The following is a 14958-nucleotide window of genomic DNA, read 5'->3' on the forward strand; positions in this document are numbered from 1 at the left end:
CAGGCTAATGGCGGTAAAATCGAATCATGTCACGATTAAAGGCATCAAAGACGGCCTGGTATTCCTTCTGGACGATCAATGCGAGTTTGAGGATTTGCTGGGTGAGCTGCGTTTCAAGCTGGAGCACAGTCATCAAAATATTTTAACCGGCCCGATTATTCATGTAGACATTAAGCTGGGAAGCCGGGAAGTGACGGAGGAACAGAAGGAAAGCATTCTGGAGATTTTGAGACAGAAGGGGAATCTGCTCATACGGTCCGTCGAATCGCCCGGACTGCCTTCGGAGGTGCAGGGAAAAGCTCCCATTCACACCGTGACAGGGATTATCCGTTCAGGCCAGGTGCTTCATCATAACGGGAATTTGCTCTTTTTGGGAGATGTGAACCCCGGTGGAATTATAACGTGTACTGGTGATATCTATGTCCTCGGTGCCCTGCGAGGTATGGCGCATGCGGGGATGGAGGGAAATGGCGAGGCAATTATCGCGGCCTCCTATTTTGCACCAACACAGCTGCGAATTTCCGAAATGATCAGTCGTCCGCCCGATGAATGGGAGACGCGTGAATCCGGAATGGAATTTGCGTATCTCAAGGACGGCGCCATGCAAATAGATAAAATGAGTAATATTGTGCGTCTGGGCCGCGATTTTAACGTGTTCAAAGGGGTGTAGCACATGGGAGAGGCTATCGTCGTCACTTCAGGAAAAGGCGGCGTCGGCAAAACGACGACGTCAGCCAATATAGGAACAGCGCTGGCACTGCTCGGCAAAAAGGTGTGCTTGGTGGATACGGATATCGGCTTGCGTAATCTGGATGTTGTTATGGGTCTGGAGAACCGGATTATTTATGATCTGGTCGATGTAGCGGAAGGTCGTTGCCGTTTAAATCAGGCTCTGGTCAAGGATAAGCGCTTTGAGGAGCTGTATATGCTGCCTGCTGCTCAAACCAAGGACAAGAGTGCCGTAACGCCGGAGCAGGTTAAGGATATTATTTTGGAGCTTAAAAAGGATTTTGAGTATATATTGATTGATTGTCCTGCGGGTATTGAGCAAGGCTTCAAAAATGCTATTGCCGGAGCGGATCAGGCCATTGTCGTAACGACACCGGAAAACGCTGCTGTGCGTGATGCTGACCGGGTTATCGGATTGCTGGAAAGCTCACATGTGATCTCACCAAAACTGGTGGTTAACCGTATCCGTAACAGTATGGTCAAATCCGGGGATATGCTGGATATTGACGGCATTTTACAAGTGCTTAGCATAGACCTCATTGGGATTGTGCCGGATGATGAAATGGTGATCAAGTCAGCCAATACAGGAGAGCCTACCGTCATGAATCCGGATTCACAGGCAGCGATTGCCTACCGTAACATTGCTAGACGGATTTTGGGTGACACAGTGCCGCTCATGCAGCTGGATCAGAAGAAAAGCGTGATGACTCGGTTTAAGAAATTTTTTGGTATGGGTGGATGAAGAAAACAGTGGATTATGGCTGGGAGACGGCTCCGCGTGTGATTTGATCTTACGATCGCTGTTGCCACGGGATTCTTTTATTTGTAAAACATTTAGTGGTAAGAATCCCATGGCAAAGGCGAACGCTTCGCTTCTTCAGATTCAAATCACCCGCTTCGCTACTGCCTGCAAAATTCCTACACTGTTTTAAGTAAGAGTATGGATGTAGAGGAAAGATACGTACGAAGAATTACAGGCTTTCTTAAGCCGCGTAGTCCTTTCATCTTAATAACGAACACTTAAATAAGTAATAAACTTATTTAAGTGTTTTTGGTTTGTCTTTTTAAACTTCTATAAATCCTGAATCTTAATTTCAGACTCACTACATAACCGCCATATATACAGACCATCCGGTGCGCTTGCGTCGGATTTTTTCATTTTCAGATACGTAATCCTGAACCGGACAACATAAGTTGAAGCCCGTCCTCATAAGATGTACCAAACATACCTCGCTGGGGGGCTGGAACAGGATGAATAAAAACTCCGGAATCAAGCAGCGCAGAGAAGAACGCATACAGCAGCTGATCGCGAGAAACAAAGCGGAAGAGTATTCCTCAGGCATGAATCAGGACAGGTACAGGAACAAGGAAATGAAGCCGATGCCAGCAGTCAGTACCAACCGGCCCAGAGACCCGGAAACCGAATGGAAAAATGAACGACAACGCTGGCAGCAATCTTTTGGGGAGAACCGGCGTCCGTCTTTTTGGGTTTCTTTTTGGCGCAGGTCTGTGTTCGCTACAATGCTATTTGGGTTGGTGTGGGGATTATTTCGCTGGGATGTTCCCTATGCCGTCAATTTGAGAATGTTTATCGCGGATGCCTTAAATAAGGATATGGATTTTGCAGCCGCCGGACAATGGTATGAAACTTATTTTGATGGGGCCCCGTCCTTTTTACCGATCTTTGGAGAGGAACCTGAAACACACAAGGTGAACGCAGTCCGCAAAGGCTCTCCGCCAATTCAAGGGAATATAACACAGCCATTTGCGCTAAGTCTCAAAGGAGTGGAAATTGCACCCAATGCTGCTGGTAATGGGGCAATCGCTGTCAAAAGTATAGATGCGGGACGTGTGCTGGACATATTTAATCACCCGGAAAGTGGAATTACAATTACGATTCGTCACACTGGCGGTATTACGGTAACGTACGGACGTCTATTCCGCTCTACCTTAAAGGTGAATGATTGGGTCCAGGAGGGGGACGAGGTCGGTGTGCTGCCAGCAGGCCATAGTGGCAGTGAGGCGGCGACTCTGTTTTTTGCGGTGCAGAGAGGAGATCAGTATATTGATCCGGCGGAAGTGGTAGCCCTTGATTAATGTCCGGGGCGTGACTTTGTCTCTGCATCCACTGTTCGTACTGGTGATGCTAACCTCTGTGTTGACAGGACATTTTATCGAGATCATGACTTTGTTTACGCTGGTGTTCATTCATGAACTGGGGCACGCAACAGCAGCCACGTTGTTGGGCGCGCGAGTACTGACCATACAGATGCTACCCTTTGGAGGGGTGGCCGTCATTGACGACCAGGGGAAGCTCAACGTGTGGAAGGAGATTGTCATTGCGTTAGCTGGCCCTCTGCAAAACGGAATTATGATTGTCATCCTTCTATTGCTTAGAAATGTGAGCGGGGGGGAGCATGAATATATAAATTATATGATTCAGGGAAATGCCGTCATTGCACTGTTCAATCTGCTCCCGATTTTACCACTGGACGGCGGAAAAATAATGCAGGCGCTGATGAGTTTATCCATCCCGTATCACCGTACTCTAGTTTGGACTTTTCGAGCCAGCATCATGACCAGCCTGCTATTTTGTATCTATGGTATTTCGCCGTTATTAAGGCAAAGTGGACCTGTGCATTTAAATCTGCTGGCGGTAGGGATTTTTTTGCTTTATTCTAATATTGTGGATTATCGTAATATCCCCTATCGTTTTATACGTTTTTTGCTGGGAAGGGACGAGCTCTTTTACCGCGAGGCTGCCAAGGGAAGTATTGCCTTGCCAATTGTATCCTTGCCTATGAAACATTTGGAGCCTGTTTTGCGTCTTTTCAAAAGGGACCGGTACCATATGGTTTATGTCATGAATGAGCAGGGACGGATTGTAGCCGTATTGCCAGAGCAACGCCTTATTCGCTCTTATTTTGCAGCGCGTCCGTCGGATGGCGGAAAATCTAAGCCTAAATAGAAAAGTTAGAAGTTTTTATGGAGTTGAGGAAAGAGGCTGTATCCAGAGAGGTTGAAAAACCATGAAGCAAATGATCGTACAATGCCAGCAGCAGATGACTCAAATGGCACTGTTGGAAGAGGGACGATTGGTAGAATATGCAGCTGAATTGCCGCGAAAGCGGGGAATTCTGGGTTCCTTTTTCAAAGCCAGGGTCGTCAATGTACTACCGGGAATGCAAGCCGCCTTTGTTGACATTGGACAGCGAAAGAATGCCTTTTTATATGTGGATGACGTACTTCACGCCCATTTGGACAAGCAACCTGAGTTGAAGCCGTCCATTTCCGAGCTGTTGAAGGTGGGACAGGAAATTGTAGTACAGGTGCTGAAAGAGGCCGTGGGTAGCAAAGGGGCCAGAGTAACCACTCATTTTTCACTTCCAGGTCGCTGGATTGTGTACATGCCTCGCGCCGATTATGTGGCTGTATCCAAAAAGATCGAGCGTGAGGGAGAACGGGCTCGTCTGAAAGCGATGGGAGAGCAGCTTCGAACAGGTGAAGAAGGAGTCATTATCCGTACGGTTTCGGAGGAAATGAGCAGAGAAGCGATTGAAAATGACCTGAACCAGTTGCGTCAGCAATGGAAAGCCATTCAGCGTAAAGCTGCTGAACACTCGGCTCCATGTGAGCTGCACCGGGATTTGAGCATCGTCCAGCGTTTGATTCGGGATGTGTTTACACCGGAGCAGGATGAGCTGATTATTGACAGTGAGGAACAGGCAAAGGAAGCGGAAATATTACTACGTCAAATCAGTCCGGAGAAAGCTCATGTGCGCATATTTCGTGGTGCAGAAGAGACCATATTTAAAGCCTATGGCATCCATGAGCAACTGGAACGTGATTTTGCGCGAAAAGTATGGCTTCAGGGCGGCGGATATATCATCATCGACCATACAGAGGCACTGACTGTCATTGATGTGAACACAGGGAAATTTACGGGGGGCAGCAATCTGGAAGAGACGGTGACCCGGACTAACATCGAAGCGGCTGAAGAGATTGCCCGACTGGTGCGTGTGCGTGATATCGGGGGCATTATCATCATTGATTTTATTGACATGGAACAAGAGGAGAACCGACGTGAAGTGTCCTCTGTGCTGGAGTCTAGGCTGAAAAAGGACCGAACCAAATCATATGTCGTGGGCTGGACACGGCTAGGACTTCTGGAGATGACTCGAAAAAAGGTACGCGAGGAAAAGACGATTTTATAAGGCACTGCGTTTCCAAAATCATTTTAAACTAGAGGTTGAATGTGGACGAAGCTTATGCTACAATCTTTTAGTATGTGTCATGCGTAAGATTGGCTGCACATGCTGTAACCGCTCCAATCAGGTACTGAAGTACAGCATCTTCAGGGAAGTTGTCACCTGCGATTAGGCGAGTCTGAGACATAAGGAGGTGCAAGCAAATGTACGCAATTATTGAAACAGGTGGTAAGCAATACAAAGTTCAAGAGGGCGATGTATTGTTCATCGAGAAGTTGGAAGCTACCGATGGTGAAACTGTAACGTTCAACCGTGTTCTGGCAGTATCTAGCGACAATGGCTTGACTACAGGTACACCGCTTCTTTCTGGAGCTACTGTAACAGCTACAGTTGAGAAACATGGTCAAGGCCAAAAGGTCATTGTATACAAATACAAACCTAAAAAGAACTACCATGTGAAGCAAGGTCATCGTCAACCGTACACGAAAGTGACGATTGGAAAAATCCAAGCGTAAGAGGGTGCGATAAGTGATTATCGTGCGTATTACACGACTGGAGGATGGCAGCATACAGGGATTTTCCATTAAGGGTCATGCGAATTACGCCAAATCTGGCGAGGATATCGTATGTGCCGGCGTATCAGCGGTAACTGTAGGGACGGTCAATTCGATTGAAGCTCTTACAAACGTTGATATGGAATCGGAAATGGAAAACGGCTTTTTGAGCGCGTATCTTCCCCCTGGAATTCATCATGAGACGAACGCACAGGTACAACTGTTGCTGGAATCCATGGTAATCATGCTGACAAGCATTGCTGAATCATACGGTAAGTATATTCAAATAGAAAATAAACAAAGAAGGAGGTAGACATCATGTTGAAATTGACATTGGATCTTCAATTATTCGCATCGAAAAAAGGTGTAGGTTCCACAAAAAACGGACGTGACAGTCAATCGAAACGTCTTGGCGTGAAACGTGCTGACGGTCAAGCAGTTACCGGTGGTAGCATCCTGGTTCGTCAACGCGGAACGAAAATTCACCCGGGCACGAACGTGGGCATCGGTAAGGACGACACTCTGTTCGCGAAAGTGGACGGCGTTGTGAAGTTCGAACGTTGGGGCCGTGATCGCAAAAAGGTGAGCATCTACCCGATCGACGTTGCTCCAGTAGCAGCTACTGTAGAAGCTTAATAGCGGCTTAGACACGCTGAAAAGCCTCCGGCAATTTTGTCGGAGGCTTTTTTGTATGATGGTAATGAACTGGAAAGTCAGTCTGTGCTATACTGGATTAAGGTTCTTTATTAATCCATTTTAATTATCGCAGAACGGAGAGAAGCTATGTTCCAGCGGATAAGAGCGCCTCATCTGGCGTTGGGTTCCATTCTGATTCCTTTGGTTTTTTCACTGCTCTATCCTGCAGCACTAACGATTATCATATTAGCCGTGTGGTCTGTTATTGCCGTCTGTTTTAGCATGTGGCATATACAGAGACAGGTTGAAGCTGAGCGGAAAGCTGCTTTACGTTCTTTGGAGCGTACAGCTATCGCAGCTCTCAATCATCACCGGCATGACTGGATGAATGACTTGCAGGTGCTTTATGGCTATATTCGTATGAATAAGCATGATAAATCGGCTGCTTATGTGGAAACAATAAAAGGGCGCGTAGCAGAGGACAGTAAAATATCCAAGCTGGGTATTCCCTCGCTGGTGTTTTATTTGCAGTCTTTTCGCGTGAACGCCGGAAATTTACAGTTGTCGGTTCAGGTTGAGGAGCACTTAAAGTTGGACGCTGTCATGTCTCCCGAAGACGGCGAGTCGCTTGCCTCGGCCGTCATAGAAACGGTACGTGCGTATCAATATGGCGGGGGCCGGTCGTCCTGGGGAGAAGTGCGCAGATTAACACTTTATTTCGGTATGGATCAGAATGATGTTATCGTCCGGTTTGAAGGCAGTGACGTACCTGCTGAATTGAATTTGTTAAAGCAGGTCAGATCCGGACACGGAAGTGAACGCATTCGAACAGAGAAGCTTCCTACGGGAGAAATGCTTCAAATTCGGATGCAGTGTCAGACATAAGGAAGGTGTAACCATGTTTGTAGATAAAGCGAAGATTTTTGTTAAGGGCGGCGACGGTGGAGACGGGCTGATTGCGTTTCGCCGTGAGAAATACGTTCCTGAAGGCGGCCCTGGTGGTGGTGACGGGGGTAACGGTGGAGACGTGATTTTCCGCGTCGATGAAGGCTTGCGTACCTTAATGGATTTTCGGTACCAGCGGCATTTTAAAGCTAAACGTGGAGAAAAAGGCCGCAACAAAAGCCAACATGGAGCCAATGCGGATCATATGATCGTACGCATACCTCCGGGTACAGTCATCATGGATGATGATACGGGTGAAGTAGTGGCAGATATGACACGTCATGGTCAGCAGGTCATCGTGGCCAAAGGTGGACGTGGGGGGCGCGGAAATATCCGTTTTGCCACACCAAACAATCCAGCGCCTGAGCTGGCTGAGAACGGCGGAGAGGGACAGGAACGTTATATTACCCTTGAGCTTAAAGTAATGGCTGACGTAGGCCTGGTTGGTTTTCCTAGCGTAGGGAAATCTACATTACTGTCAGTTGTCTCCTCTGCAAAACCAAAGATTGGCGCGTACCACTTTACAACGATTACCCCGAATTTGGGGGTTGTGGATGTAGGCGACCATCGCAACTTTGTTATGGCTGATCTGCCTGGATTGATTGAGGGAGCTCATGAAGGCATAGGACTGGGACATGAATTCTTGCGGCACATTGAACGGACACATATCATTATCCACGTCGTGGATATGGCGGGCTCCGAGGGTCGTGATCCGTTTGAGGATTGGACTAAAATCAACGACGAATTAAAGCAATATAACGCGGCATTAGCCGAGCGTCCACAAATTGTGGCGGCGAATAAAATGGATATGCCGGAATCGGAAGAAAATCTGGCTCAATTCAAGGAGCAAATTGCTTCAGTTCGTCCAGATCTCGAAATTATGCCCATTTCCTCGTTGACACGCCAAGGCGTAAAGGAACTGCTCTATCGGGCTGCTGATCTGTTGGATCAAATACCGGACGAGCCAGTTGTTGAGGAAGTAGCGGAAGTGAATGAACGTAAGGTGTTTAAGCTGGATAAGGCAGAGGATGAAGGTTTCACCATTGTACGTGAAAACGATACATTCGTGGTGCACAGTGTCAAAATTGAGCGCATGATGAAGCGTATGCAGCTTAATTCGCACGATGCGATTTTAAAGTTAGCAAGAACATTGCGCCACATGGGTGTGGATGCTGAGCTGCGCAAGCGTGGTGCCGTTGATGGAACGCCTGTACGCATTGCCGATTTCGAGTTTGAATTCGTGGAAGGCAGCAGCTATTATTAAAGATGAAATACTTGTTTGAAGTATGGACGGTTACTACGCTATAGGAAACCCTATAGACGGCAGTAGCCGTTTTTTTGTACCGTTAGCTTGCCGATTGTCAGGAGTTTCGATATAATGTCCTCTATACAAAAACATAAGTCTTTGAGGAGAGGACGTTCGTGAAAGAGCGCTATTACTTAGTACGGGAAGATATTTTGCCTGAAGCTATCGTTAAGACGATCCAGGTCAAGCTGCTGCTTGCTTCGGGAGATGTTAAAACCGTGCATGACGCCGTGGAGCAAGTCGGGCTAAGTCGAAGCGCCTTTTATAAATATAAGGATGGCATTCATTTGGTCAACCAACTGGAGCGTGAGCGAATTGTCAATATCTCCATTGATTTGGAGCATCAATCCGGCATGCTGTCCAGAGTTCTCGGCAGGGTGGCAGATTACGGAGGCAATGTGCTGACGATCCAGCAGAGCATCCCGCTGCAAGGCAGAGCCAATGTAGTCATTTCGGTAGAAATGTCCAGACTCAGTGAAGAGCTAGGGGTTCTGCTGGAGGGCCTGGAAACCATCTCCGGTGTGAAGCGCGTTCGCCTGATCGGGCAAGGTTAAGAGCTATAAAGCTCATCAGATATAAGTTAGCAGGAGGGGAATGGATGAAACCGGTCAAAGTAGGATTGTTAGGGTTAGGAACGGTAGGAACGGGAGTCGTTCGAATCGTGGAAGGAAATCAGGAAGATTTGAGCAGACAAGTCGGTTCGCCGATCATTATTGAAAAAATAGCTGTTAAAAATATAGAGAAATATCGTTCCATTGAAGTCGATCCCGCCAAACTTACAGAGGACCCGTGGGAGGTCATCCGTGATCCAGAGATTGATGTTATTATCGAAGTCATGGGTGGCGTGGATCAGACGAAGAAGTACATTCTGGAAGCGCTGGAGCGCGGCAAGCATATCGTAACAGCGAACAAGGACTTAATGGCTCTTCACGGCTCTGAAGTACTGGCGAAGGCGCAGGAAAAGCAGTGTGATATTTTTTATGAAGCAAGTGTAGCGGGCGGTATTCCGATTATTCGGACGCTGATTGAAGGCTTCTCCTCCGATCGCATTACTCGTATTATGGGGATTGTGAACGGTACAACCAATTTCATTTTAACCAAAATGAGCCAGGAGGGGGTTTCTTACGAGGAAGTTCTCAAGGAAGCGCAGGAGCTTGGATACGCGGAATCTGATCCGACTTCAGACGTGGAGGGACTGGATGCTGCCCGTAAAATGGCTATACTCGGTACGCTCGGCTTCCGTACGGATGTAGAGCTTAAAGACGTAAGCGTTACTGGTATTACAAAGGTATCCAGTGAAGATATCGCTTTTGCCAAAACACTGGGCTATGAAATGAAGCTGCTTGGCATTGCGGAGCGTCAGGGTGATGAATTTACGATCAATGTTCAGCCGACGATGGTACGCAAACAGCATCCTTTGGCCTCGGTGAACGGGGTATTCAACGCAGTTTATGTACACGGTGAAGCCGTGGGTGAAACCATGTTCTACGGTGCGGGTGCAGGAGAAATGCCAACAGCTACATCGGTTGTGGCCGATCTGGTGGCTGTAGTGAAGAACCTCAAGCTCGGCGTGAATGGGCTTAAGGCCATCGTACCTTATAACCCTAAAAAAATCAGCAGTGACGAGGACGTGTATTTCAAAAACTTCGTACTTCTGCATGTAGATGATAAGGCTGGAGTATTGGCGCAGATCACACAGGTATTTGCTGAATTCGACGTCAGTCTGGCATCTGTGGTGCAGCAGCCAAATGAGGTCAATCCAGATGCTGAAATTATTATCGTTACCCATTTGGCTAGTAAGGCGAGTATGAAAAAGGTTCTGGAGCATTTTGAATCTCTGAATGTCATTCGCCGTATCAAGAGTGTGTATCGGGTAGAGGGATAGTTCAAAAAAAGCAGGAGGAATTGTTTGTATGACTGTTTTAAAAACAGCAAGAGTGCGTGTGCCTGCAAGTACCGCCAATCTAGGCCCCGGTTTTGATACACTGGGCATGGCGTTGTCCTTGTATGCATGGGTTGAATTGAAAGAAGCCGGACAGACGGCTTTCCATTTATACGGGGACGAAATGAACGGCATTCCCCGGGATAAAACGAATCTGATTTATAAAGTAGCACAAATGGTTTTTCAGGAGGCTGGAGTACCAGTTCCTGAGCTGGATATTTCGATGTATTCGGATATTCCACTTACCCGTGGTTTAGGCAGTAGTGCTTCAGCGATTGTGGGTGCGCTTGTAGGTGCAAATACGCTGATCGGCTCACCTCTGTCAGATTCCAAGCTGTTTGACATGGCAAGTGCTATTGAAAAGCATCCTGACAATGTGGGAGCCTCCTTGTTTGGCGGCATTATTACAGCGATGTGGGATGGCAAACATGCCAAGCATTTACGGCTTGAGCCGGATGCAAATCTGGAGGTTTTGGTAGTCATTCCAGATTTCCAATTGTCTACCTCCAAGGCCAGAGAGGTTCTACCCGCGCATGTATCCTTGAAAGATGCCGTATACAATGTGAGCCATGCTTCGATGCTCGTAGCGGCATTGGCATCAGGCCGAACCGATTTGATCGCCGAGGCGATGCAGGATCGGCTTCACCAGCCTTATCGGGCGGCGCTTGTACCGGGTATGACGGAGATTTTGCAGGAAGCGCATCATTATGGTGCTTTGGGGGTGGCTCTCAGCGGAGCTGGACCGACATTGCTGGCATTGGCGGATCGCCGGGAAAACCGGAGAGCGGAACTGGAACAGTATTTAACCGAAACGATGAGCAAGGAAGGAATCACTGCATCTGTTTTAAAATTGCGCCCAGAGAGCGAAGGCGTTAAAGTATATACTGATAAGAAAGAGATTTCTTTTATGGACATGATTAAAGGAGAAGTTACGATATGAAACGAATTGCACTTCTTCCGGAGGGGACCGTTTCCCATGAAGCGATTCGTTATTTGATAGGGGATACGCCCTATGAATTGCTGTTTTATAAGTATATAGCAGAGGTATTTCAGGCTGTGGACAAGGGAAAGGCTGACTACAGTGTAATTCCGATTGAGAATACAATTGATGGCTCTGTAAGTCTGCATATGGATTGGGTTGTACATGAGGTGGACATTCAGATGCAGGCGGAATGGGTGTACCCTTCTATTCAAAACCTCATTGGATATCGCAGTGAATTTACCAATGACCGGGGCGAGCTGGATTTAAGCAAAGTGGTCAAAATTATGTCTCATCCCGTGGCGCTTCCCCAGTGTAAGGAGTTCATACAGACTACGGCTGCTCAGGCTGAGCTGGAGAGTGCAGGAAGTACGGCGGAAGCCGTCGAAATTGTTAAACATAACCCGGGCAAGGGCTGGACTGCTTTGGGAACCAAGCTTGCGGCTTCCAAGCACGGACTGGATATTTTGGCCAGCAAGGTGACCGATCACGATAATAACTTTACCCGCTTTGTCCTGATCGGCCATCAGCCTATCAGCCTCCCGCGTAAACCTGAAGGTCAACGGACCAGTATTTTGGTGACACCACCGCAGGATTTTCCAGGGGCGTTGCATCAGGTATTATCTGCATTTGCGTGGCGCAGGTTGAATCTGTCACGGATTGAATCGCGCCCGACTAAAAAGCAACTGGGGAACTACTATTTTTACATTGAAATTTTGGAATCTCTGGATTCCATCCTGCTTCCCGCAGCATTTGCAGAGATTGAGGCTTTGGGATGTCATGTGCGTATCCTTGGTTCCTATCCAAGCTACAAGTATGTTGAAGCAGCGATCGAACCTATTTTAGAAGAACAATAATCGGAGGTGCAGTTCTTAATGGCAGAGCAATGGATTTATCTAGATGGACAGCATGTAACTAAGGAAAATGCAAAGGTTTCGGTATATGATCATGGGTTTTTGTACGGGGACGGGATATTTGAAGGCATTCGCATTTACAATGGTAATATTTTCAAATGCAAAGAGCACTTGGACCGTCTGTACGATTCTGCAAAATCAATTCAGTTAAACATTCCGCTGTCTCCTGATGAAATGCTGGAAGCGATGGCGGAAACGATCCGTCTTAACGAGATGCGTAATGGATACATTCGTCTGGTTGTATCGCGTGGTGCTGGAAATCTTGGGCTTGATCCTCTTCGCTGTCCGAAAGCAAGTATTATCATTATCGTGGAGCAACTCGCCATCTACCCCGAGGAAGCTTATCTGACCGGGCTTAAGACGATTTCCGTCTCTCAGCGTCGCAACATTCCAGATGCTTTAAATCCGAAAATCAAATCGTTGAATTACCTCAACAACATCCTGGTGAAAATCCAGTCTAACTATGCTGGTGTGGGCGAGGCTATTATGCTAAATTCCCAAGGCTATGTGACGGAAGGTTCCGCGGACAACATTTTTATCGTCAAAAACGGAGTGTTGTATACGCCGCCTTGCTATCTGGGAGCGCTTGAGGGTATCACGCGCAATGCTATTATCGACTTGTGCGCCGAGCTTGGTTATGCGCTCAAGGAACAGCCTTTTACGCTGCATGATGTGTATGTCGCTGATGAGGTGTTCTTTACGGGAACTGCAGCAGAAGTTATTGCTGCTTATGAAGTAGATGGTCGTACGATTGGTTCTGGAGTTGCGGGTCCGGTGACTTTGGAGCTACTGGCCGAGTTCCGCAAGGTCGTGGATCAAGACGGCTATAAAGTGTGGCAGGACTAAAAATAGTGAATCCTTTTGACTGGATGCCCGCAAGGGGATTCGGTTGAGAGGATTTTTTTGTTTGTATGGGGTCATTCGCCCGGGAAGTGCATAGGATGTAATAACAGAAGCCGGGCGTTTACCTATCCTGCCCGAACGAATGTCTAGGAGGTTTGTGACCTGTGAAAATACACATCGTCAAGAAAGGCGACACACTGTATTTGCTTGCCCAGAAATATAATGTGTCACTGGAAAAAGTTATTGCGGCCAATCCCCAATTGGCTGACCCGAATCAGTTAAGTATCGGCGAGAAAATCAAAATTCCGGCAGACCCTGTTGCGATGCAAGAACAGCCATCCACGGTTTATCAGCACAAAGTCAAGCAGGGTGATTCATTGTGGAAGTTGTCCAAGGCATGGGGAGTCCCGCTCAAGCTAATTATTGATGCCAATTCCCAACTTAAAAACCCGAACGCTCTACTGGTCGGGGAAACCGTCAATATTCCTCAATACAAAGGCGAGGCGAACAGTCCTGCTTCGGATCAAAAGAAGAACACAGGTGTCAAACAAGAGCTAACACAGCCTGAATCAGAGTCACCAGCACCAATTGCAAATAATGAAAACGAAAACCTACCTCAGACCAAGGCGGAACAGACTCAACCTAAAGCGGAGCTAACTCAGCCCAAGCCAGACAACACACCTATCCCTAAAGAGCAGGTGAACCAGCCTAAGGAAATAGTGAACGTTCCCAAGCTGCCTGAATTGAAACTGCCCGAAATTCCGATGGCGCCCGTAAACCCTGCTCCTCCTCAACCTATAGCTTTGCAACCAGTTCAACCAAAACCGCAGCTGCCTGCAAATGTTGAACTGAAACCTGTAACTGAGAAATTTTGCGGTTGCACGAACTCGGAGCCAGCGACAAATTCCCAATGGCCGATGCAGCAGCCAACGCATGATTACATCTCACCAACAAATACGGGACCAAACTCATGGTACCCAGGCATCGGGGTTGCCCAGCCATGGGGGAATGCGCCAGTAAATACTTCCTTTGTAGAGCAATGGGCTCCTTCGGTAGCCCCCAACCAGGGATATCAGCAAGACTGTGAGCACCCATGGAGTTGGGGAGCTGTACAAACAGCGCCTATAAATGTTCAACCGACACCATATCCTGTCTATCCGGACTGCATGTGCCCGGGGTATCATCCAAGCTATGAAGCGGCTGAGAATACATCCTATCCTGTCTATCCTCCATTTATCCATCAAGGTTACCCGCAACATCCTGAGAGTGCAGTCCAAGGCAGTCAGTGGGGCCATGAATGGGCCCCCCATCACAGCTTGCCTATGGGCGGGTATGTATCGGACTATAGCCAGTTACAAGGGCAACAATCCGCGAATCTCCCGCATCATCCGTTCGCCCATGAGAATGCACCTGTGAATCCATTAGAGGGGTATACCACTCCCTATATGTTTCTGCCTGACTGCGGCTGCCGGGAGGGGAACGTGGAGTCAGCACCAGATTTTTCTGGAACGCAGGGAAATGGCGAAAATCTGAATATTGGATCCCAAAACGAAGTTAACTCTTCTCCCAAACATAAAGATAGCAACGTGCGTAAAGGCAAGGGGAAAGATACCTCAGGCAATACAGCCAAAGAAGAGACATCCAAAGCCAAGGTTTCAGGTAAAAATGGTACTGCTAAAAATCAAAATTCCCACAAGACGGTAGCAACAGCTTCCCATTCCACTGCCCGTAGTTCCCGCTCTCGCAAAAATCCCTGGATTAAGGACTGACAAAAGGGAATTAAAAGTAGAGGTAACCTTTATGAAGGTGAAATCAGCCTATGATTAACCTAAAAGAGTGAAATGATGAAATAGAGAGACTGTTATTCCTCAGTGAACTGTGACCCTATTTGTGGACACATAG

Annotated in this window: 16 protein-coding genes and 1 other annotated feature; all 16 genes read left to right on the forward strand. The window is 47.6% G+C overall.

Annotated elements, in window-relative coordinates; translation table 11 throughout:
- Nucleotides 1–7 precede the first annotated feature (7 nt).
- The 16 genes from minC to QD47_RS08300 all read left to right on the forward strand — a co-directional run bounded on the left by minC (nucleotide 8) and on the right by QD47_RS08300 (nucleotide 14825).
- On the forward strand, nucleotides 8–670 hold the full coding sequence (gene minC / locus QD47_RS08225) for a septum site-determining protein MinC (RefSeq protein WP_014277588.1): 663 nt from the start codon (nucleotides 8–10) through the stop codon (nucleotides 668–670).
- Between the two features lie 3 nt (nucleotides 671–673).
- Nucleotides 674–1471, forward strand: coding sequence for a septum site-determining protein MinD (minD, locus tag QD47_RS08230; protein WP_014277587.1), 798 nt, complete (start codon nucleotides 674–676; stop codon nucleotides 1469–1471).
- A 509-nt stretch (nucleotides 1472–1980) separates the two neighbouring features.
- Nucleotides 1981–2826, forward strand: coding sequence for a M23 family metallopeptidase (locus QD47_RS08235; RefSeq protein WP_044645673.1), 846 nt, complete (start codon nucleotides 1981–1983; stop codon nucleotides 2824–2826).
- The gene (locus QD47_RS08240) at nucleotides 2819–3697 is read left to right on the forward strand and encodes a M50 family metallopeptidase (RefSeq protein WP_044645674.1); all 879 of its coding nucleotides are present in this window, start codon (nucleotides 2819–2821) and stop codon (nucleotides 3695–3697) included. Before QD47_RS08235 ends, QD47_RS08240 begins: the two co-directional genes overlap by 8 nt.
- A 61-nt stretch (nucleotides 3698–3758) precedes the next feature.
- Nucleotides 3759–4943: an Rne/Rng family ribonuclease gene (locus QD47_RS08245; protein WP_044645675.1), complete on the forward strand. Its 1185-nt coding sequence runs from the start codon at nucleotides 3759–3761 to the stop codon at nucleotides 4941–4943.
- A 96-nt stretch (nucleotides 4944–5039) separates the two neighbouring features.
- Nucleotides 5040–5127 (forward strand) — a sequence feature (ribosomal protein L21 leader region).
- A 13-nt stretch (nucleotides 5128–5140) separates the two neighbouring features.
- Entirely contained in the window at nucleotides 5141–5452 is a 312-nt protein-coding gene (gene rplU / locus QD47_RS08250; RefSeq protein ID WP_014277583.1) for a 50S ribosomal protein L21, read from the forward strand.
- A gap of 13 nt (nucleotides 5453–5465) precedes the next feature.
- Complete coding sequence (locus tag QD47_RS08255; protein ID WP_044645676.1) at nucleotides 5466–5804, forward strand: ribosomal-processing cysteine protease Prp; 339 nt, start codon at nucleotides 5466–5468, stop codon at nucleotides 5802–5804.
- Between the two features lie 5 nt (nucleotides 5805–5809).
- Nucleotides 5810–6127, forward strand: a complete 318-nt coding sequence (gene rpmA, locus QD47_RS08260; RefSeq protein WP_014277581.1) for a 50S ribosomal protein L27 — start codon at nucleotides 5810–5812, stop codon at nucleotides 6125–6127.
- Nucleotides 6128–6274: 147 nt separating this feature from the next.
- Nucleotides 6275–7012 (forward strand): Spo0B domain-containing protein, encoded by a 738-nt coding sequence (locus QD47_RS08265; protein WP_044645677.1) that lies wholly within the window; start codon nucleotides 6275–6277, stop codon nucleotides 7010–7012.
- 13 nt (nucleotides 7013–7025) lie between these two features.
- Nucleotides 7026–8336, forward strand: coding sequence for a GTPase ObgE (gene obgE, locus QD47_RS08270; protein WP_044645678.1), 1311 nt, complete (start codon nucleotides 7026–7028; stop codon nucleotides 8334–8336).
- A gap of 158 nt (nucleotides 8337–8494) precedes the next feature.
- Nucleotides 8495–8932 carry an ACT domain-containing protein gene (locus tag QD47_RS08275; protein WP_007431685.1) on the forward strand — a complete coding sequence of 146 codons (438 nt, stop codon included), beginning with the start codon at nucleotides 8495–8497 and terminating at the stop codon, nucleotides 8930–8932.
- 44 nt (nucleotides 8933–8976) lie between these two features.
- Nucleotides 8977–10263 carry a homoserine dehydrogenase gene (locus tag QD47_RS08280; protein WP_044645679.1) on the forward strand — a complete coding sequence of 429 codons (1287 nt, stop codon included), beginning with the start codon at nucleotides 8977–8979 and terminating at the stop codon, nucleotides 10261–10263.
- A 28-nt stretch (nucleotides 10264–10291) separates the two neighbouring features.
- A complete protein-coding gene (thrB, locus tag QD47_RS08285) occupies nucleotides 10292–11260 on the forward strand; it encodes a homoserine kinase (RefSeq protein WP_044645680.1) in 969 nt (322 codons plus the stop codon).
- A complete protein-coding gene (pheA, locus tag QD47_RS08290; protein ID WP_044645681.1) occupies nucleotides 11257–12156 on the forward strand; it encodes a prephenate dehydratase in 900 nt (299 codons plus the stop codon). The genes thrB and pheA overlap by 4 nt, the downstream gene beginning before the upstream one ends.
- An 18-nt stretch (nucleotides 12157–12174) precedes the next feature.
- A complete protein-coding gene (ilvE, locus tag QD47_RS08295) occupies nucleotides 12175–13059 on the forward strand; it encodes a branched-chain-amino-acid transaminase (RefSeq protein WP_044645682.1) in 885 nt (294 codons plus the stop codon).
- A gap of 161 nt (nucleotides 13060–13220) precedes the next feature.
- A complete protein-coding gene (locus QD47_RS08300; RefSeq protein ID WP_044645683.1) occupies nucleotides 13221–14825 on the forward strand; it encodes a LysM peptidoglycan-binding domain-containing protein in 1605 nt (534 codons plus the stop codon).
- Nucleotides 14826–14958: the final 133 nt, after the last annotated feature.

Origin of the sequence: Paenibacillus terrae, assembly GCF_000943545.1 — a bacterium.
In the GTDB taxonomy this organism is placed as follows: Bacteria; Bacillota; Bacilli; order Paenibacillales; family Paenibacillaceae; genus Paenibacillus; species Paenibacillus terrae_A.

Bases quoted from the DNA above. Each gene is read 5' to 3' on its own strand.
- minC (WP_014277588.1), top strand. From the start codon at position 8: ATGGCGGTAAAATCGAATCATGTCACGATTAAAGGCATCAAAGACGGC.
- minD (WP_014277587.1), top strand. From the start codon at position 674: ATGGGAGAGGCTATCGTCGTCACTTCAGGAAAAGGCGGCGTCGGCAAA.
- QD47_RS08235 (WP_044645673.1), top strand. From the start codon at position 1,981: ATGAATAAAAACTCCGGAATCAAGCAGCGCAGAGAAGAACGCATACAG.
- QD47_RS08245 (WP_044645675.1), top strand. From the start codon at position 3,759: ATGAAGCAAATGATCGTACAATGCCAGCAGCAGATGACTCAAATGGCA.
- rplU (WP_014277583.1), top strand. From the start codon at position 5,141: ATGTACGCAATTATTGAAACAGGTGGTAAGCAATACAAAGTTCAAGAG.
- rpmA (WP_014277581.1), top strand. From the start codon at position 5,810: ATGTTGAAATTGACATTGGATCTTCAATTATTCGCATCGAAAAAAGGT.
- QD47_RS08265 (WP_044645677.1), top strand. From the start codon at position 6,275: ATGTTCCAGCGGATAAGAGCGCCTCATCTGGCGTTGGGTTCCATTCTG.
- obgE (WP_044645678.1), top strand. From the start codon at position 7,026: ATGTTTGTAGATAAAGCGAAGATTTTTGTTAAGGGCGGCGACGGTGGA.
- QD47_RS08280 (WP_044645679.1), top strand. From the start codon at position 8,977: ATGAAACCGGTCAAAGTAGGATTGTTAGGGTTAGGAACGGTAGGAACG.
- thrB (WP_044645680.1), top strand. From the start codon at position 10,292: ATGACTGTTTTAAAAACAGCAAGAGTGCGTGTGCCTGCAAGTACCGCC.
- pheA (WP_044645681.1), top strand. From the start codon at position 11,257: ATGAAACGAATTGCACTTCTTCCGGAGGGGACCGTTTCCCATGAAGCG.
- ilvE (WP_044645682.1), top strand. From the start codon at position 12,175: ATGGCAGAGCAATGGATTTATCTAGATGGACAGCATGTAACTAAGGAA.